General features: G+C 34.8%; 20 protein-coding genes. 1 reads left to right on the forward strand and 19 read right to left on the reverse strand.

Going from position 1 to position 18,495, the window contains the following annotated elements; genetic code table 11:
- Window positions 1–360 precede the first annotated feature (360 nt).
- The 8 genes from LN736_RS12900 to LN736_RS12935 all read right to left on the reverse strand — a co-directional run bounded on the left by LN736_RS12900 (window position 361) and on the right by LN736_RS12935 (window position 5,148).
- Window positions 361–873: a GNAT family N-acetyltransferase gene (locus tag LN736_RS12900; protein ID WP_179977489.1), complete on the reverse strand. Its 513-nt coding sequence runs from the start codon at window positions 871–873 to the stop codon at window positions 361–363.
- A 15-nt stretch (window positions 874–888) separates the two neighbouring features.
- Window positions 889–1,065 carry a YjfB family protein gene (locus LN736_RS12905; RefSeq protein WP_150358407.1) on the reverse strand — a complete coding sequence of 59 codons (177 nt, stop codon included), beginning with the start codon at window positions 1,063–1,065 and terminating at the stop codon, window positions 889–891.
- A 92-nt stretch (window positions 1,066–1,157) separates the two neighbouring features.
- Window positions 1,158–1,862 carry a FlxA-like family protein gene (locus LN736_RS12910; RefSeq protein WP_179977490.1) on the reverse strand — a complete coding sequence of 235 codons (705 nt, stop codon included), beginning with the start codon at window positions 1,860–1,862 and terminating at the stop codon, window positions 1,158–1,160.
- Window positions 1,863–1,927: 65 nt separating this feature from the next.
- A complete protein-coding gene (locus LN736_RS12915; RefSeq protein WP_179977491.1) occupies window positions 1,928–2,374 on the reverse strand; it encodes an aminoacyl-tRNA deacylase in 447 nt (148 codons plus the stop codon).
- A gap of 142 nt (window positions 2,375–2,516) precedes the next feature.
- Entirely contained in the window at window positions 2,517–3,053 is a 537-nt protein-coding gene (locus LN736_RS12920; RefSeq protein WP_229981677.1) for a nitroreductase family protein, read from the reverse strand.
- Window positions 3,054–3,104: 51 nt separating this feature from the next.
- Window positions 3,105–3,806, reverse strand: coding sequence for a pentapeptide repeat-containing protein (locus LN736_RS12925; RefSeq protein ID WP_179977493.1), 702 nt, complete (start codon window positions 3,804–3,806; stop codon window positions 3,105–3,107).
- Window positions 3,799–4,743 (reverse strand): DMT family transporter, encoded by a 945-nt coding sequence (locus tag LN736_RS12930; protein ID WP_229981678.1) that lies wholly within the window; start codon window positions 4,741–4,743, stop codon window positions 3,799–3,801. Before LN736_RS12930 ends, LN736_RS12925 begins: the two co-directional genes overlap by 8 nt.
- A gap of 264 nt (window positions 4,744–5,007) precedes the next feature.
- Complete coding sequence (locus LN736_RS12935) at window positions 5,008–5,148, reverse strand: aspartyl-phosphate phosphatase Spo0E family protein (protein WP_150358401.1); 141 nt, start codon at window positions 5,146–5,148, stop codon at window positions 5,008–5,010.
- Between the two features lie 192 nt (window positions 5,149–5,340).
- On the opposite strand from LN736_RS12935, the gene LN736_RS12940 reads away from it, so the two are divergent.
- Window positions 5,341–5,571: a helix-turn-helix domain-containing protein gene (locus tag LN736_RS12940; protein WP_150358400.1), complete on the forward strand. Its 231-nt coding sequence runs from the start codon at window positions 5,341–5,343 to the stop codon at window positions 5,569–5,571.
- A 149-nt stretch (window positions 5,572–5,720) separates the two neighbouring features.
- Here the strand turns inward: LN736_RS12940 and LN736_RS12945 are convergent, their stop codons facing one another.
- From LN736_RS12945 to trxA, 11 genes are all read right to left on the reverse strand, one after another.
- Window positions 5,721–6,599: a methylenetetrahydrofolate reductase gene (locus tag LN736_RS12945; RefSeq protein WP_229981679.1), complete on the reverse strand. Its 879-nt coding sequence runs from the start codon at window positions 6,597–6,599 to the stop codon at window positions 5,721–5,723.
- A 190-nt stretch (window positions 6,600–6,789) separates the two neighbouring features.
- The gene (locus LN736_RS12950; RefSeq protein WP_150358398.1) at window positions 6,790–8,589 is read right to left on the reverse strand and encodes an aminopeptidase P family protein; all 1,800 of its coding nucleotides are present in this window, start codon (window positions 8,587–8,589) and stop codon (window positions 6,790–6,792) included.
- Window positions 8,590–8,738: 149 nt separating this feature from the next.
- Window positions 8,739–9,620, reverse strand: a complete 882-nt coding sequence (gene pepI, locus LN736_RS12955) for a proline iminopeptidase (RefSeq protein ID WP_229981680.1) — start codon at window positions 9,618–9,620, stop codon at window positions 8,739–8,741.
- A gap of 104 nt (window positions 9,621–9,724) precedes the next feature.
- Entirely contained in the window at window positions 9,725–11,071 is a 1,347-nt protein-coding gene (locus LN736_RS12960) for a peptide MFS transporter (protein WP_229981681.1), read from the reverse strand.
- Window positions 11,072–11,590: 519 nt separating this feature from the next.
- Window positions 11,591–12,757 (reverse strand): iron-containing alcohol dehydrogenase, encoded by a 1,167-nt coding sequence (locus tag LN736_RS12965; protein WP_150358395.1) that lies wholly within the window; start codon window positions 12,755–12,757, stop codon window positions 11,591–11,593.
- Between the two features lie 834 nt (window positions 12,758–13,591).
- Window positions 13,592–14,182, reverse strand: coding sequence for a DUF3841 domain-containing protein (locus LN736_RS12970; RefSeq protein WP_150355779.1), 591 nt, complete (start codon window positions 14,180–14,182; stop codon window positions 13,592–13,594).
- Window positions 14,158–14,718, reverse strand: coding sequence for a DUF3841 domain-containing protein (locus tag LN736_RS12975; RefSeq protein ID WP_179977496.1), 561 nt, complete (start codon window positions 14,716–14,718; stop codon window positions 14,158–14,160). Before LN736_RS12975 ends, LN736_RS12970 begins: the two co-directional genes overlap by 25 nt.
- A gap of 79 nt (window positions 14,719–14,797) precedes the next feature.
- The gene (gene grdD, locus LN736_RS12980; RefSeq protein ID WP_150355781.1) at window positions 14,798–15,952 is read right to left on the reverse strand and encodes a glycine/sarcosine/betaine reductase complex component C subunit alpha; all 1,155 of its coding nucleotides are present in this window, start codon (window positions 15,950–15,952) and stop codon (window positions 14,798–14,800) included.
- 80 nt (window positions 15,953–16,032) lie between these two features.
- Entirely contained in the window at window positions 16,033–17,568 is a 1,536-nt protein-coding gene (gene grdC, locus LN736_RS12985; RefSeq protein WP_150355782.1) for a glycine/sarcosine/betaine reductase complex component C subunit beta, read from the reverse strand.
- A gap of 95 nt (window positions 17,569–17,663) precedes the next feature.
- Window positions 17,664–18,140 carry a glycine/sarcosine/betaine reductase complex selenoprotein A gene (gene grdA / locus LN736_RS12990; RefSeq protein WP_150355783.1) on the reverse strand — a complete coding sequence of 159 codons (477 nt, stop codon included), beginning with the start codon at window positions 18,138–18,140 and terminating at the stop codon, window positions 17,664–17,666.
- A 22-nt stretch (window positions 18,141–18,162) separates the two neighbouring features.
- Window positions 18,163–18,486 carry a thioredoxin TrxA gene (gene trxA, locus LN736_RS12995; RefSeq protein ID WP_150355784.1) on the reverse strand — a complete coding sequence of 108 codons (324 nt, stop codon included), beginning with the start codon at window positions 18,484–18,486 and terminating at the stop codon, window positions 18,163–18,165.
- Window positions 18,487–18,495: the final 9 nt, after the last annotated feature.

An 18,495-nucleotide genomic window follows, 5' to 3' on the forward strand; every position in this document is an offset into this window, starting at 1 on the left:
TAACAACCAATACCAAATGATAATTTAGCAAAAATACTGAATTATTATTTGTATCTAAATCCATTTATTTTACCTCATTTATATATTTACCACTGATTTTAGAATACATCATATATAATAATTCGTCAAGTAGTTATTATTTTAGGCATCGAACCTAAAATAACAAGGACTATTCATCTCCCGCTTATAGAAGATAGGAGAATCACGCCCTTTTTGTCAAAATTATTAAAATATTTAGGTTTCATATGAATCAAAATATCTATAATCCAATACATTGACTGCTTACTTTACATCGGGTATCATCAATCTCCGATGTTTAAATTTTATTCAATTTCATATTGTAGATACTATGTCAATAATTTATATCTTTATTTTTTTTTCATATAAGTAAAATATTCCTTTTCTAAGATTTATTTTTCCTACCCTCTTATAGCCATTTTTATCATACAATTTTAAGGCAATCGGATTTAAGGAAAAAGCATCTAATCTTATAGATTTTATATTTTTCTTCTTTAACATTCTCTCAATCAACATGAGGGTACATTTGCCAATTCCCTGATGTTGAAAATCTGGATTAACACATAATCTATGAATTATAACAAAAGGATCTCCTTCATACCTCCAGTTTCCATTTTTATACTCTTCATTGCATTCTTGATTTATAACAACCACAAATGCTATTCTGTCATTAATTTTTCCTAAAAACATTTGACTTTTTAGAATATCTTCTTTTAAAATCTCTCTATCTGGATATATAATATCCCATTGATCAATTCCATTGTCATTCATTACTCGAATAGCAGCTTTAAAAATTTTTACTACATCGGCCAAATCCTGTATGACCGCTTTTCTTAATATCAATTCTGTACTCATTCAATACCAAATCCTTTATGCGCTCACATCAAAATTTGTTCCAAGATTCGTGTCTTGAATCTGGTCGATACTCTCTATAATCTGCTGAGCATTTTTCTGTCCATTATCCAATATTTTTTTTGTTAAAGCTGTACTTACCGCAGTTGACACATTTAACTGGCTCATAGCCATCGACAATTTAGGTATATCCATATTTTCACCTTCCTTCGTTTTATTTAAAAAAACGCTATCTTTTCAATTTAAACTACCAGCTGATAAATAACAAAATTATCATCACAATTTTATCATACAAATTCATCTATGTCATTTACCTTTTTAGTAAAATCATTCTCTAAAGATATTTTTCTTCCACCTACTTCATCATTTGCATTCTTTCCATTTTCAATATATTTTAATTTTTCATTTAAGCCATTTACATCTTTTATAGATCCTTCTATATTGTCATACAATTTTCCAATTTTAGATTGTATACCATTGGCTTTACCCATATTTAATGCTGCTTCAGCTCTTTCTCTTTTTGCCATGCTGTAGTTTTCCATATTTTCATCAAAATCAGCATCAGATTTCAATACATTTGAATTTCCAATCAATTTTTTCTTTATGGAATTTATGGTTTTCAACTGATTATAGGTATTTGACACATTTAAAATCAATGTATCTTTTGAAAGTTTGAGTTTATCCTCCCCATCTACATCCGATACATTTAAACTTGACTGATCCTTAATCTTTGACTTAGAGTTATCCTCATTGCTTATTTGAGACATCTGTATCTGCTGAATTTGGGCTTCTATACTCTGAATCTGCTCCTGTAAAGGTTCCATGAGCTCCTGTTTTGTCTTTACATCCATATCACCATTTTTTATGCTGTCTATCTGCTTTTGAATGGATGACTCCTGACTGCGAAGTGCCTTTATCTGATCGTCACTGGAATTATCCTTTTTGCCGCTCACTGCATTATGTACCCCAATGGAAAAAATTGAACTTATCACAGTTATACATCTCCTTATAAAAATCTCCAGTTATATTATCGTAGTTCCACTAAAAATACTTAGTTTTAATCCAGTGTCCCAACAACTTTATTCAATTTAAACAGAGCATTTGGATCAATTTTCAGAGTAGTGTCTTTTTCGCCCGAACCGCCATAAACAAATGAGAATTTAAGAAGTTTTCTATCTATTATGCAGGGCAGTGAAATTCCAAGCATAGGAACATTGCCCACTGAAAATCCTGTTACGGACTTAACCTCCTCTTTGGTCGCCAATCTTACATTTTTACAGCCCAATAAATGCTTTATGTCTTTAAAATTAACATGGCCTCTTTCTCCTGAAACAATCAATACATGAAAACCCACTGCAGTATATATTATAAGAGTCGGTGCTATTTGGTCAATATCAATTTTAAAATAATCCGCACCTTCTTTTGCAGTACGGATAGGTACATCATTATGAATCAATTCATATGAACAGCCGCTTTTTTTCAAAATCTCTCTTATATTCTCCATACTATTTCACCTCCTAATAAAAGTGTATTCTTTAGCCGACTATCTCTTCATTCCAGTATAAAGAGTTCCTCTCTAAAATAAATATTACAATAATCTGTGTGCTCATTATAAAAGTAAAGCCCTCTCTTACACCTTCATCAATTCAGTCTATAAACTGCAAAATCTCCTCCCTGTTTTTGCGAATTTTGTTGCGGAGTTTTGTATCTGCAGAGTAGCCCACACTTATTACGAGCCTTATCCTCTTAGCTGTTGGTATATCCAGCAGTTTCTTGAGCTTTTTCTCATTAAACCAGCCCATAATACAGGTGGACAATCCCTGCTCAGTGGCCGCAAGGCATAGATAAGCTGCTGCAATACCAATATCAATGGAGGAATAATCCTGATCTTTGACTGCTCCTCCAATTCGCGCTTTAATATCCCCTTTCTCCTCCAGTACAATGACAAAGGCAGGACATTTATCCGTAAATTTGTTCATACCTATATCCTGGAGACACTTTGCCACTTTAAAAGATAGTTCCCTATTATTAACAACTATGAATTTCCAGGGCTGCTCGTTACAAGCTGAAGGGGCAATTCGACACGCCTCTATGCAGGAAATTAATTTTTCCTTTTCAACCTGCTTATCCAGATAATTTCTGCAGCTCTCACGCTGTGCAATTAAATCAAAATAATTGGTCATAAATATACTCCTTTCAATGAAATTTAGTACTTTAATTGAAAATGCTTAATTCTAATACTTCTTCGCCTCTTCTCTTGTCATCCAAAAATGAATACCCGTAGTAGAATCCATCCATCTATCCTCATTAAAATTTTCTACTTCTACCCACTCACCCACACGATAAACAAAATTTTCATCTACCAAAGACCAAGCTTCCTTGTAACTTTCCTCATAGTCGAAGCTTTTGATCGTAAGCACTTTTGCCCTGCTGCAGCGGCAAGAAGGTAAAGTAGCAGAACTGCGCTTTGCATCTGCCGGTATTAGAAGCTGTACCAAAAGATCATTAAAACACTTCTTATATCCAAGAAAGGCTCCCTTCTCTGGACAATGCAAGCGAAACCATTTTGTATTCTCATCTGAAATAATACCTTCCAATTTAGCATGCTCCAGTACTGCGCCATATAAATTTGCACCTTCAATATTACAACCTGTCATATCTGCATATCGAAGCGCTGCGCATTCCAAATTTGCATGCCTAAAATTCGTCTTACGTGCGGTACATTCATCAAATAGTGCATTAAAAACACTGCTGTACTCTAGGCTTGCCTCATCAAACCTAATTTTATGAAATGCACTGAAAGAAAAATCAATATTAGATAAATCCAAGTTTGTAAAATCCATATTAAAAAGCTCTATCTCTTTTAAAACAAGCCTTTCTTTCGCTCTCCTAGTTTTTAATATTTCTTTAAATTTCTCCTGTGATAATTTACGCATGATATTTTTCCTCCTTAAATCCTGAACAAATCGTTTTATGTTCATTTTGAATGGAATTCAATTGTGATACAATTATTCCTACCAATATAAGGGTACAACCTGTATATCCTCTACCGCTCATGTTCTCTCCAAGTAAGAGTACCCCTCCTACAGCGCCAAATACTGATTCCATACTTAATATAATAGCAGCATGAGATGGCTTAGCATTTTTCTGAGCTATCGCCTGCAAGGTATATGCCACACCAACTGATAAAAGACCACCATAAAGTATTGGAACCAAAGCCTGTGAAATGTCACTCAAAATAATATTTTCAAATATCAGAGCCATTATTAAACTTAAAAATGAACATACCGCAAATTGAGCACAACATAATTTCAGGGCATTTACCTTATCAGAAAAATAATCTATCATTAAAATATGTACAGCCCAGAATATTGCCCCTATAATTTCGAACAAGTCTCCATAACTTATACTGAAATTTTCATTTACGCTTAAAAGGTAAAGTCCAACAACTGCAAATACTACTCCAATCCACAAACTTTTTTCAATTTTATGTTTTAAAAATATGCTTATAATCGGCACAAAAACCATATAAAGTCCTGTAATAAAGCTTGCTTTTCCGGCAGTTGTGTAACTGAGGCCAATTTGCTGTAGTGTTGAACCTGCAAAAAGGACTATGCCAACTAACGCACCAGGTAAAATTGATCTTTTAAGATTTATCTCAACATTATTTTTATAATTTCCGCTGTATTTCTTCTTTTCATTAAAATAGATAATTAATGGTATAAGCGAAATACTTCCCAGAGCAAACCTTGTCCCATTAAATGTGAAAGCTCCTACATATTGAGCACCTACCCTCTGTGCAACAAATGCAAATCCCCATATAGCCGAAGTAATTAATAAGAGTATATTAGCACTTAATCTTTTATTGTTCATTTTACCATCCTTTTCTAAATTAAAGTTTCTACGTAATACTTTGCAATTGGAAATTAAATGCCAAAATCATAAAGTGACATCTTCTCTGCCATAATTGCTCATTTCTTCATTTTGCTGTTTCATCATTTAAGTATCAATATAATTTTTATATACACTTATATTAAAAATTATATCAAAAAATTACTACAGGAACACATATCCTATAGTAATTTTTAAATTAATATTTATTCCATAAAGCTCCCCCTTTTTAATCTGGAAAGCTTTTTAACTGCTTGTACTTTTTGTAGCTTGATTTATGTACTTATCTAATTTTTGACTTGCCCTTAATATTTCATTATAGTCCGCTTCTTTTTCAATTAATTTATGTAACCTTTCTCTCAAATCGTTTACTTTATCATCTATCACGTAATTTCCAACCCACCTTTCTCATAAATAACAAATTAAAATTTATCATTCACCATAGCATTTCAATAAACCGCTAATATTTTATAATTTAAAACACTTCTAAATTATATCATAAAAATCGCTCATTGTAGACTATAGTATGCAGACAAATTGCAACATTTTTTTTAGAATTATATTTAAGAGGTGGTTTACGTGACATTAGAAAATGCACTTGCTATAACTTTAAAAAACCGCAGAATAAAATGTGGATTATCTCAAGAGGATCTTGCTCATAAATGTAATATTGACAGAACTTATATCAGCATGATTGAGTGCGAAAAGCGAAATCCTACTTTAAACACAATTTTTAAAATCTGCAAAAGTTTAAATATAAAAGCCAGTGATTTTATTTCAAGTATCGAAAAAACAATGGAGGACAATTAAAAAAACAATACTATTTTCTCGCCAACTTGATTCATATTTATAAATAAATTGAATGAGTTAAAAGGTCTCATCTTAAAAAGATGGGGCCTTCATTAATCTTTCGTATTTAAAGAATATTATTGACATGTTTATAACTAATTGTTCTATATCTATTCTAACGATTCATTTAAATTTCGGATACCAGATTCATCTAAAATGTCGGTTATGTCTTTCCACCTGTTTAGAGAATAAATATGAAGTCCGTTTATTCCTGCATTTATGAATCTATAAATTTGCTTTACCGTATATTCTTTTCCTGCTTTTTTAAAATCCTCTGGATTATCACCATATCTTGCAATTATTTCTGCCAATTCTCTTGGAATCGCACTGCCATTAGAAACTGTCATGCGAACGATAGGATCTTTTGAAAGTACCGGCATTACCCCCACATCGATTGGCAGTAAAATACCTGATTTTCGAATTTTCTCAGCCCACCATTTATACTGATCTACATCATGGCACAATTGAGTCATTATATAATCGGCACCTGCATCCTGCTTCACGCGAAGATGGGCAATATCCTCTTCAAAAGAGTCCGCTTGAAAATGCTTTTCCGGATTACCTGCTACAGCAATACAAAATTCAGGAAAATTTTTCTTAATAAATGCAACTAATTCATTTGCATAATCAAAATCACCCCTCGTTCCTTCCCAGCCCTTTGGGAAATCACCGCGTAATGCCAAAATGTGATCAATGCCCATATCCAAATACGTCTGCAGACTTTTTTTTATGTCTTTTTTTGTATTGCCAATACATGTAAAATGAGTTACAGGAATAGTCCTTCCACTTTTTTTAATAGCCCTGCAAACTTCAACATTCCGCCCTGCATTTGTTCCACCAGCACCATAAGTACAACTAATAAAATCAGGATTAAAAACATAAAGATGTTCTAAGGTGTCTAAAAGATTATCCATAGGCTGATCCATTTTAGGCGGAAATACTTCAAAGGAAAAGCTCATTTTTTGCTTCATAATTTCAGATATTTTCATATTTAACCCTTCAATCATAATTTTTTATTCATCTCAGCAAAATAATAGACATTTTATCTATCCTCTCCTCGTTAATTGAATACTTTTCAATACATTGTCAACAGTACAAAACATACATATATAACCAAATATGTAGATTTATTTTATCATATGTTCGTATCTTTTACAAGATTATATATCATCCAATCCTTTAAACTTCTCTTGTATACAATTTTAACCAGGATTGCTCTTCCTCAGTTAAATAAGGTGCTAACTTCTGATACACAAGTTTATGATAACTATTTAAATACACCTTCTCATCGCGGCTAAGGTCTTCTGGGTCTATGGCATCCAAGTCAATTGGAGCATACGTTACAGGATCAAAGTACATGAATTGCCCGAATTCATTTTGAATTCCTTTTCTAACAATAAGTTCATTCTCTAATCGAATGCCATAAGAGCCGTCTATATAAATACCAGGCTCATCAGTTATCACCATACCTTCCTCCAATACATGAGTTTCATGCTTGGATGGTACAACATACCACCTGAAACCGCTGGGAGCCTCATGAATATTTAGCAAATAGCCAACACCATGGCCAGTTCCACATTTATAATCTATATCTAAACTCCAGATGGGTTCTCTAGCTAACACATCTAAATTGTAACCTTTGCATCCATATAAAAATCTAGCACGCGCCAGATTCATCATACTTCTGGCTACGACTGTGAAATGGTGTTTAAGCTCCTTGTTCACTTCACCAAGGACAAATGTTCTTGTGATATCCGTTGAACCTTCAAGATAGTTTCCACCAGTATCCGTTAAGAAGAAATATCCTTTTGTAAGTTCTACATCCGTTTCAGATGTAGAAGTATAGTGCATCATAGCTGCATGCTCCTTAAAAGCACAAATCGGTTCAAAACTTTGCCACAAGTAATTATCCTGCATTTTTCTGAACTCCTCCAATTTTTGAGAAGCACTGATTTCCGTGATTTTTATTTTTCCTATATTTGTTTTTAACCAGTGCATGAATTTCGTAATAGCAACTCCGTCTTTAACGTGAGCTTTTTCAATATTGGCAAGTTCTACAGAATTTTTAATGGATTTGAACAGAACAGTAGGATTATCCACTTTTATTTTTTTAGTATGAACTGGAATATTCTTATACAGTGCATAATTGATACGATCTGGATCTATAAGCACCGTGTCTTCAGTCTTAAAGCTCTTGACATATTCATAAATATCGTTGTAGGGCTTTAACACTACATTATCTCTATCTAAAGATTCTTTAACTTTAGCATCAATCCGGCTTTCCTCAATAAACAAATATACTTTTTCCATGGAAACGACAGCATAGCAGAGAACCAATGGTGAATACATAACGTCATTTCCACGTATATTAAGTAGCCATGCAATATCATCCAAAGTTGTGATCACATGGTAATTTGCCCCTGCTTCTTTCATTGTGTTTCTCAGTCTGCACAATTTGGATGCTGTGCTTTCACCAGAATACTTTTCTTCGAGAAGGAAAACAGGTTCATTTGCCAATTTAGGACGATTTCCCCATATTTGGCCAACAAGATCACAGTTATATTCCACCGATACATTCTTATCAGCAAGCTTCTGGATCAATTCCTCTCCCTCTTGTACGGGAATAAGACGGCCATCAAATCCCAGCTTTCCATTATTGGGCATTTCAGCTTCCAAATATTCAAATACGGTAGGCACGCCTGGATTACCCATTTTAAAGAGCTTGATTCCACTACCTTTAAGTTGATACTCAGCTTGCAGAAAAAACCTTCCATCAGTCCAAAGTCCTGCTTCATCCCTTGTAATGACAACTGTTCCAGCATCGCCCGTAAACCCTGATACATAGGCCCTTGCCTTAAAAAATTCTCCTACATACTCACTTTGATGATTATCTGAAGATGGAATGATATAAGCATCTAATCCATTTTCTTTCATAAGTACCCTAAGTTTTGAAATCACTTCTTTTTTGTTTCCACTCATGTTTATTCCTCCCTTTCATTTTATAATTTGCTGTCAAAGCAGATTGATTCATTATAAAATCATTTAACATTAGCAGCAAAAACTAGAAAAGTTTTTGCTGCTAAAAGATTACAATTATATCACAACAGTTATCTCACTGTAATATAAAATTAATCATTTTCATTCAGCCATCTGTTAAGCACTTTTATATATTTCTCATTCTCTTCTACAAAGGGCATATGACGGCTGAATTCAAATAATTCCCACTTTGAATTCGGAATCTTATCATACATCGTCTTTGCAATAAGTGGAGAGCAGAGATCAAGAAGACCGCTGATAATTAAGCAAGGCTCTTGAATATCTTCAATTTGTTCCATAAAATCAAAGTCTTTTAATGTACCTGTTGGAGTGAATTCATTTTGTCCCCATGCAGTTATATAAGACTCTGTCCCGGCAACTTTTGGACGCTTTAAACACTCTGGTGAATCCGGACCTACTGGATCTGCACAGTAACGTCGCATGAATTCTGCTTCTGCATCCTTATACTCCTTTGATGAATAATCGCCGGATTCTTCTGCTTCTGCAATAGCATCCTGCATTTTTTGCGGAAGATACGTGACCCTTCTACGCTGTTCTTTTTCCCACAATGAGGCAGATGGTAGAGTGCTGGATAGTATATAACTTTTAATTCCCTTCGGTTTGTATTCACAAGCATATTGAATTGCCTGCATTCCACCCCAAGATTGTCCTAATAAATGGATTTCATCTAGGGATAAGTACTTACGCAGTTGGATTAATTCTTCAATCCATGTCTTTGCACACCACAAATCAGGGCGTGAGGGTGTTGCAGACAATCCGCATCCCAGCTGGTCATACATGATAATTGCACGCCCATCTTCTGCCAACTTGTCGAGCATTTCAAAGTAATTATGAGTGGAGCCGGGACCGCCGTGCAATAAAAGCAGCGGTTTTTTATTTCCTGTACATTCACCTACTATACGATAATAAGTTTTATATTCTAAATATGGCATATAGCCTTCAGTAATCTTCATAAATAACCTCCTTACAATCTATTTGCATTGACGATACTTCATTGATTTCAGTGTTCTGTTCACTCTTTTTGCATTCATATTATTGCCTTCCAATAATTAATTCATTAGCTAACCTGATTACTTGATTCCTCGTCTTTTATAACCAGACTGTTCAATTTTTTATCTAATGACCAAAGAATAATACCAGCTGTAATAGCAATAGCTGCAATTATGAAGTATGTGGGAGCAAATTTAAATTTCAATGTAAATTCATATATCCATCCATAAGATTTTGCTGCAAAGAACACAGCAAGTACCCAAACACTCATCATACTGGATAATAATCTAGGTGGAGAAAATTTACTGATGAATGAGTTTCCCAGCGGTGAAAATACCATTTCACCAAAAGACAATACAACACCAAATGCAACAATCCACCCAAGCGATGCAAGATGTCCTCCTCTTGTAACATCAGCCATTGCAAATATTACATAGGATAATCCCAATAACAACATTCCCAAAGCAGTTTTCTTGAACATGCTCAAATCCCCTTGAGGTCTTCTGGCTAATTTTGCCCACAATCCAGCAAGAACCGGTCCCAGCGTGATACACATCAATCCATTTAATGAATCGAACCAAGATGTTGGAACCTGGAAATTACCTATCATCCAGTTGGCAGCTGCATGGTCTCCGCCCCAGTAGAAGTATACAGGCATATACGCCAGATACCAGAATACCCAGAATATTACAGAAAAGAAAGATACCAGAATTATGGCAGCCACTCTTTTCTTTTCTATTGTTGTAAGAGGTTTCTTCTCTTCTGCAGGTTTATTTTCCTTTTTCTCTTTACGTTCATCAACTTTGAACGGCCTTTTGCCTGCTTCCCCCAGGAATCTCCACCCGAAAATAAACCAGACAGCATCAAGAAACATCATTATGGCACAAATCAGGAAACAAAAAGTATAACCTTTACTTCCTGCAAGTACACCTATAATTGTAGTACCGATAAAAGAGCCAATGTTGACAAAAGAATATTGAATAGAAAATGCGGAATCCAGCTGTTTTGGGTCATTAAATAGTCTTCCTGTAATAGCGTTGGTCTGGCACTTGAACAATCCGGTGCCAATAGATACCAAAACAATCATAATGTTGATCATGGCGGCACTTGAAGCCTGCCATCCAACCAGATAGCCTGCCCCCATCAAAATCATTCCAATTGGAACAAGGTATCTGGCGCCTATTAGACGGTCAGATATAAATCCCCCAATTAATGGGGCAAGATAAGTGAAGGCAACTAGGTTTGCAGACATCTTTGCTGCATCGGCAGTGGTAAGACCGAGCCCTCCACTAGCTACAGCGGTGGCCACAAATATTGTGAGCAGCCATTTTGCCGAATAGAATGAAAACCTTTCCAATGTGAAGGCAAATGAACATACATAAAATCCAAATGGCCTTCTTTTTGCGTTTTCCATTTCTTATCCCTCCTATAAAAAATTAAATAATGGATATATAATTCTAAAGAATCAGAATACATTTTTATTATACACTATTTATAAACTTTTTTGTGTAACTTTACAGTATTAGTATAATAATTATTTTTTTAAGCTCTCATATTTTACTAGTTCAACTTCTATAAGCCCTTTTTTTAGGCATAATATCTTATTTTGCTTAATTCATATACATCTCTCTACAAATTTTATACATATAAAAAATAAATTAAATATGTTCGAACTTTTTATAGATCATTGTCAAATTTGTTCAAACTTGTTATTTACACAGACGTTCCTCGCAATTTGTTCAATCAAGTATTGAACAGGAGTTATTAGTCAACATTTTGTGTAACGAATATTTTATTCCAAATCTAGATACGTTGACCAATAAAAGTTATTAAAAAAAATAAACATAGATATCCACCACATAATATAGTAGCTATCTATGTTTATATTGTATAAAATCTACGTAGGGTCTCCTCAAAATATAAAATCACTCATTTAAAAGTCAACTTTTTTACCCTCATATATATACTGGAACAACTTTTTCATCTCTTCTTCAGTTATCTTTGCAGGGTTAGCTCCAGTGCAGGCATCTTCCATGGCGTTATGAGATATTCTATCCAAATTATCCTTGAAATCACTTTCGCTTATTCCATAATCCTTTAATGTAAGGGGAATATTCATTTTTCTATTCATATTTTTAATCATATCAGTAAGGGAATCTGTGAGTTCCTCCTCAGTATCTCCAGAAAGTTTAAGAAGTCTAGCTATTTCTGCATATCTTTCAGGGCATGCATCCTTATTGAAATCTATCACATATGGCAGAAATATGGCATTGGCACATCCATGTGGTATGTGAAATACAGCACCGGTCTTATGGGCCATGCTATGGGTTATCCCCAGAAGTGCATTCGAAAACGCCATGCCAGCCAGACACTGAGCTATGTGCATATGACCCCTGGCTTCCATATTTCCTTTATAGGATTTCAATAAGTATTTGTTAATCATCTCTATAGCATGAAGTGCAAGTGGATCCGAAAAATCAGAATGTAAGCTTGCTACATAAGCTTCTATTGCATGGGTCAATGCATCCATTCCAGTATATGCCACAAGTTTCTTAGGCATGGTCTCTGCAAGTGCCGGATCTATTATAGCTATATCAGGAGTTAAATTAAAATCCGCCATAGGGTATTTTATCTGCGTCTTGTAATCAGTTATCACAGCAAAAGAGGTCACTTCGGTAGCCGTTCCGCTGGTAGAAGGTATGGCTATAAATTTTGCCTTTTTCCTCAGCTTAGGTATTCCAAAAGGAACTACTGCCTCTTCAAATGTAAAGTCGGGATATTCATAAAACACCCACATGGCCTTGGCTGCATCAATAGGCGAACCTCCGCCCATTGCTATTATCCAATCAGGCCCATATTCCCTCATAATTTTGGCACCTTCCATAACGGACTCAACAGATGGATCCGGTTTAATTCCCTCAATTAGCTTGAACTCAATATTGGCATCTTTTAAATAGGATTCAACTCTATCCAGAAATCCAAACCTTTTCATGGAGCCTCCACCTACGACAATTACAGCTCTATGGCCCTCCAGATCTTTTAAATGTTCTAAAGAATTTTTACCAAAGTAAACATCTCTCGGTATTGTGAATCTTTCCATTTTCTAATTCCTCCTTATCAATACTATAATTTAATTTTTATTTCAAGTAAATAAAACTACGCCCTCCATATCAATACATTCCCAATTTATTTTTAGATATATTTATAAATATATTCTTAGCAACTCAAGAGCTGCAGGTATCAATTTATTTGCAGTTTCTCTTGCAACTTCATAACCCACCTCGGTAAAACCAGTAAAAACAAGTTTGCTGAAACCTTTATGTTTATGTGATGCATCAACAGTTCTATCTACATCAAAAATCACTTCTTAAATATTTGACGTCTTTATGATATATGATATTACTGTTTGAATACAATGTCAATAAAAACTTTCAATTGTTATAATTTTGGCAATATATTGATTAATTATTCACTAATAATAAGACTCAATTATTTATTTCTTTTTAATTTCTATATTAGCTATAACACAGGATATCTCAATGATTTTCATATTTAGTTAATTTTTTATTCAAAATCTTATCATAATTCTAAGTATCAATTAAACTTATTTTGTTTTTAAATAGATATATAATAGATAATTTTTAAATTCATTTTTCCTAAGTTTTGACTAATTTTTGACTAATCACATTCATAAATAAATATATTAATATATATAATAGTATTTTTGGGGGATTCTATCAAGACATATATGACTACGTGAAGCAAAAGAATATAGTTAACGTATTCTAAGTGCTAAATACACTAAGAATACTGTTAATAAAGTTCAGATGGAGAAAATCATTCCTTATAAGCAAACTCCATCTGAACCTAAGAATCACTTGTCCAAACTGTTCTCCAGTATTTTTACTTATTAATCTAGAAAGCTCTGTTATTATTACTTCTCTTCTTTAATATAGCTAATCCATTCCTTTTTAAGTTCCCATAATGCTGCCTGCATAGTTCCTACATGCATAATTCCCGATTTCACCAGTTTATCATACTTAAACAAATTATCCCAACTTTTTTTTACTTTCAATTTCAAATTTGGATAAAAAGGTTTGGTAAATATATCTGACTCAATGGAAATATTTTGCTTTGCAAGCATACACTCATACTCTTTTCCATCTTCTTTACTGACAGATAAATATTTTAGATTTAAAATCTTGTTCCAATCTTCAATTTTAAAAAAAATAATTTTTTCGATAGGAACATTCAAACAAAGCAAATAATTGCCCGGATACCATCCAGCATAGTCTATTTCAGTAAATGTCCAAAATGGATACTCGGCATGTTCAGGCTTCTCTACAATATTCCGCGCTTTGCTTATATACCAATCGTATGCTTCCAAAAATATTTGGGAAACTTCCTGATACTTTTTTACAATATACTCTCTTTTTACATGACATATCTTTTGTTCCATCAATGATTTGACAACCACCGAACTCTGGGAAGTATACAGTATCACTTTATTATTTTTTGCACCCATTCTCTTTTCACCTCCCAGATTGTGCCCTGCTTTAAATCTGACAACGAATAGGAATTGTCAAATAATCTATCCCAGCTTTTAATTATCTCATTTTTAAGATGAGGATAAAAACTGCTGATATACGCATTTGAGCAATTTGATATTCCATAATTTTTAAGTTTTTTATCATATTCATCTTCATCTTTTTTATCCAGTGGAACATACCATAAGTTAACTACTCTATCCCATTTTTCAGCATCCATTACAATAATCAAATCCCGCTCTACTAAGAGCTCTAATATAACCGTGCCGGGTGTATGCTGAAGCATAAAATCGGAAGTTATTGAAACCCAGACAGGATATTTTACATCCTCAGGCTTTGGAACTATTTTGCTTGCTTCTCTGGTATACCATGAATACACTTCAAAATAGTACTTTGCACAATCTTCCAGTTTATTTTCTATATACTCCCTCTTTACAACATACCTTCCTTCGTTTTTCAAAATATCAAGAATCCTCTCATTTTGTCTAGTCCATATCCTCACTTTTTCTTTCATAAAATCACCCTTTTACGCATACAGAATCATCGGAAAATATTAAAGATATAAACAGGGATAAAGCTATCTTTAATTTGTACTATTTAAATCCCTTCTTTACAAGTAAATCAACGGCATTTTTACTTTCTTCTTCACTTACCAAAACTACAGGACCGGTACAGCCCATACCACTTTCTGAATATATACCTTCCTTCCAAAGTGTCTTACATGCATTTTCAAGTTCAAGTATATCAATTCCTGGAATAGCATAGGTTACTACTTTTTTAGGCGGTATTTCAACTTCTTCTTCAGTAACTGCACCCTTATCCTTTTCAAGTATTTTTCCTACTATTTCTTTCAGCCCTGCTGCATTGGCATTTTTATACTCAATATCAGCAAGCTGCACCAGATTATTTTTTGCAGAAAGTGCACAATATTTTAATGCCTCACAAATTAATGGAGCTCCAGATGCTCTAGACACTATATTAATTACCTTATCATAACCTTCTCCTACTCCCGGGCCGTACCCGTATCCAGTAGTTTCATAATTTCCCCCTGTTGTAAATGATGCAAATATCTTTATAAGTAAATTACCCGTTAAAGAATCGCAAACCATGACATCTGGTGTTCCTGCCAAAAGGTCATTCCCCCTCATAACTGAACCTCCATCGGCTCTTAAGGACTCACTAAAGGTAAACTTGTATCCCCGGCTTTGCAGTTTCTTAAGTGCTCTCTCGACACCTCTGGCTCCATCTACATTTAATATGCCAACCTTGGGATCTTTGATACCACAGGTTTTTGCAACAGCTATTCCATTTATAGTGTTTTTGATCATTCCCTCAACTCTATGGGTAGCTGTTGTTCCTGTAGTCGTGGCAAGTATCATTTCTTTTCCCAGACCCGGGGTAACCACTTTCCCAACTGTAGAAACTCCTATAGGAAAGTCAAAATGCTGAGTGACACATCCATCTATTACTTTATTATCCAGCAATTCCAGCATTTTTTTATGCCCTTCTTCAGCATCTGCAACTTCAACTGTATCAAAATTCCCTTCAGTTTTAGGTCCTATAAGAACTATATCAAAGTCACCATATTTGCTCTTGGCAAGTTCTGCAGCTTTACTCATCTCGCTAATACCATGTTCTGAACCAAATGTGGTCAATCCAATTTTAACTCTTTTTCCAAAACTTCCATTTATTATTCCATCTGCTATTTCATCAAACACTTCTGCAATCACCTTTTTAGTTTGATCCACTTTGCTCCCTCCTTTTAGTTAGTAATTTTCTATTTCCCAATACTTTATTGAGTTCACCTTTTGACATAAATCAGCATGTATTATTCTTCAATCATTTGTGCCGCAAATTTCTTCAATCCTTCAGCTATCATACTTTTAATCTCTTCTTTTGAAACTTCAGCACTTTTATCCTCAACACCATTATTTTTTTCAACCAAAATTGAAATTCCATCAAATAAATTAGTCATTCTACCTAAAAACAAGCTCCCTTTTCCTATTAACATAAAATTATTTAATTTTCCGGATTTTATATGTTCAATGCCATGTCCAATTATAGGTACCCCTGACGGTATGTGTCCCTGTGTCGGTGCATATCCCTGATATCCATGTTCCTTTACAAAGTTGGGCAGCTCTTTTCTATCCAGCTGTTTATTTTTTACTGCAAGAGCTCCTATCATCTTATAGTTTTGAGTTGGAACATCTCCTGCTCCTGCAGGTTCAGTTATATCAGGTATCTGAAGTTCCGGTGCAAACTTATCAACATCAGTAATCTTCAGTCCATTTTTAGTCAGTGGATCCAAAACCAGTGCTTCCAGCACCGCCTGTGGTGCGGCACCATGCGATATGCTGTGCCTTCCAATAACATCTGTCCTCAATACAGGGCTTACACCATCATTTTCCGATATCAGTATCGCAAAACCTCCCAGGCAATCTTCTAAAACCGGCAATCCCTTTTTAACATGGTCCTTACCATTCATTCCAAGCTTAGCAGTGGAACCGCCGGCAAACACAATAACATTTTTATAGACTCCCGATTTGACCAGTGCCGCCGCAGCAACGATTGAATGTGAAGGCCCAGCACAAAAACCTCTCATATCCACACCAGTAGCACCCTTAATTCCTGCAATCTCACCGCAGGCTTTGGCTATATTTCCACCACCTCTTTGATTCATGTCTCCAATAGCCTCTTCTGAGCATTCAATCATATACTCCACTTCATTCACATCTATCCCCGAATTTTCAATTAAATGCATTAGAGCAAGAACTCCTGATGCTTTAACTGACAAATTTTCAACCATTATATGTGAAGTCAAGTTTTTATCAAATTCATGTGCCCTTTTTACACATCCTACAAGCTTGTCATTTAAATATAAACCCTCAGCTATGTGAGCTTCTGTTAATTTCTCTATGTCAGTTATAGGAACCCCTTTTTTTAATTCATCTGCTTTCTTACTTAAAAACGGACGTGCCTTAAACTTTTCTCTAATTGTTTCAGTAAAATCTTCTTCCAGTAAGACAAGATCAAATACGTCACTCAACTTGAGCAGCCCGTAGAATTCATCTTCAGGCATTATTTCTCCAAACTTGCCAAACCTCGATGCACCATCAACTTTTTCATTGTACCAGGGCCTTTTTCTTTCACTTAACTCTTCTGGAGTCACGTTTCCTATATAAGTTTGATTTGGCGCATAACTGACTACATCTTCAAATGATCTTAAGTGATTAGGAACTTCTTTTAAATACTCCGACTCCGGATTTGTTTCTCTTTCTAACGTTTGAGTAGTGCCATTATGTATTACCATATCTGGTGTGTTCACTAATACATATGCAGCATTTTTGATTACTGGAAAACTCATTAAAAAAACCCTCCCTAATAATTTGAATTAATTTATACTGGAAAACAGCATACATCTCTGCATGCCATTTTCTAGTAATTAAATAATGATATGGACTATTTGTTGTATTTTGAATAACTGTCTCTGACAGTTTTTACCTCGCTGATAATTTCATCCACGTCAAGGACCATCTCCATCATACCACACTGTTCATCGTAAACAGCCGGATCAAACTCTGCCTTGACTTCCGGTTCTACTGCATGATATACACCAAGACCTAATGCTATCCCTGCAAGCGGCCCTGCAAATGTTGGATCCCCTGCACTTACTGTTTCTGCTGAAAGTCCTGATGCTTCTGCCTCTGCTCCTCCTAAAATTACAACTACATTTTCTACTCCATATTTTTCTGTCAAATCTTTTACTCTCTGTTGGATCTCCAGATCCATAGCTCCCGCAGCTGTTCAAACGAAACATTCTGTAGAGGCAAATACAACCTCTGCTCCGGCTGACTTTGCGCAGGCTTCAATAGCCTGGCCGGGTATGCCGTCCCTGTCTCCTATTGCAATTACCTTTTTTCCTTCCAATAAGCTCATTGTCTTTCCCTCCTTAATTACATTAGATATTTACATTTTTTGTAATCATTGTCTCGATATTTGCTTTTGTGGCATCTTCCTTTATGACCTCTTCCAGCTTTTCTCCATCTTTATAGAGAACAATTGTGGGAAGGCCGAGTACTCTCTGGGAAATAGCCAGCCTTCTGGCCTTTGAAGTATTCAGTTTACAAAACTTCACCTGTTTGTCATATTTTTTTGATAGTTCTTCTACATCCGGCATTAATGCCTGGCAGGGTACGCAGCCATCTCCAAAGTAATCCACAAGCACATATCCCTTGGCTTCCAAAACTTCTTCTTTAAATGTATTTTTATCTAACATTAACATTTTAATATC

This window comes from Clostridium aromativorans (assembly GCF_020908015.1).
Lineage (GTDB): Bacteria > Bacillota > Clostridia > Clostridiales > Clostridiaceae > Clostridium_B > Clostridium_B aromativorans.

Excerpts from the sequence above, each read along its gene's own strand:
- LN736_RS12965 (WP_150358395.1), bottom strand. The coding sequence starts at position 12,757 with ATGGAAAGATTCACAATACCGAGAGATGTTTACTTTGGTAAAAATTCT.
- LN736_RS12945 (WP_229981679.1), bottom strand. The coding sequence starts at position 6,599 with ATGAAAATATCTGAAATTATGAAGCAAAAAATGAGCTTTTCCTTTGAA.
- LN736_RS12970 (WP_150355779.1), bottom strand. The coding sequence starts at position 14,182 with ATGGGTGCAAAAAATAATAAAGTGATACTGTATACTTCCCAGAGTTCG.
- LN736_RS12900 (WP_179977489.1), bottom strand. The coding sequence starts at position 873 with ATGAGTACAGAATTGATATTAAGAAAAGCGGTCATACAGGATTTGGCC.
- LN736_RS12920 (WP_229981677.1), bottom strand. The coding sequence starts at position 3,053 with ATGACCAATTATTTTGATTTAATTGCACAGCGTGAGAGCTGCAGAAAT.
- LN736_RS12975 (WP_179977496.1), bottom strand. The coding sequence starts at position 14,718 with ATGAAAGAAAAAGTGAGGATATGGACTAGACAAAATGAGAGGATTCTT.
- trxA (WP_150355784.1), bottom strand. The coding sequence starts at position 18,486 with ATGTTAATGTTAGATAAAAATACATTTAAAGAAGAAGTTTTGGAAGCC.
- LN736_RS12950 (WP_150358398.1), bottom strand. The coding sequence starts at position 8,589 with ATGAGTGGAAACAAAAAAGAAGTGATTTCAAAACTTAGGGTACTTATG.
- grdC (WP_150355782.1), bottom strand. The coding sequence starts at position 17,568 with ATGAGTTTTCCAGTAATCAAAAATGCTGCATATGTATTAGTGAACACA.
- LN736_RS12905 (WP_150358407.1), bottom strand. The coding sequence starts at position 1,065 with ATGGATATACCTAAATTGTCGATGGCTATGAGCCAGTTAAATGTGTCA.
- pepI (WP_229981680.1), bottom strand. The coding sequence starts at position 9,620 with ATGAAGATTACTGAAGGCTATATGCCATATTTAGAATATAAAACTTAT.
- LN736_RS12960 (WP_229981681.1), bottom strand. The coding sequence starts at position 11,071 with ATGGAAAACGCAAAAAGAAGGCCATTTGGATTTTATGTATGTTCATTT.
- LN736_RS12925 (WP_179977493.1), bottom strand. The coding sequence starts at position 3,806 with ATGCGTAAATTATCACAGGAGAAATTTAAAGAAATATTAAAAACTAGG.
- LN736_RS12930 (WP_229981678.1), bottom strand. The coding sequence starts at position 4,743 with ATGAACAATAAAAGATTAAGTGCTAATATACTCTTATTAATTACTTCG.
- LN736_RS12915 (WP_179977491.1), bottom strand. The coding sequence starts at position 2,374 with ATGGAGAATATAAGAGAGATTTTGAAAAAAAGCGGCTGTTCATATGAA.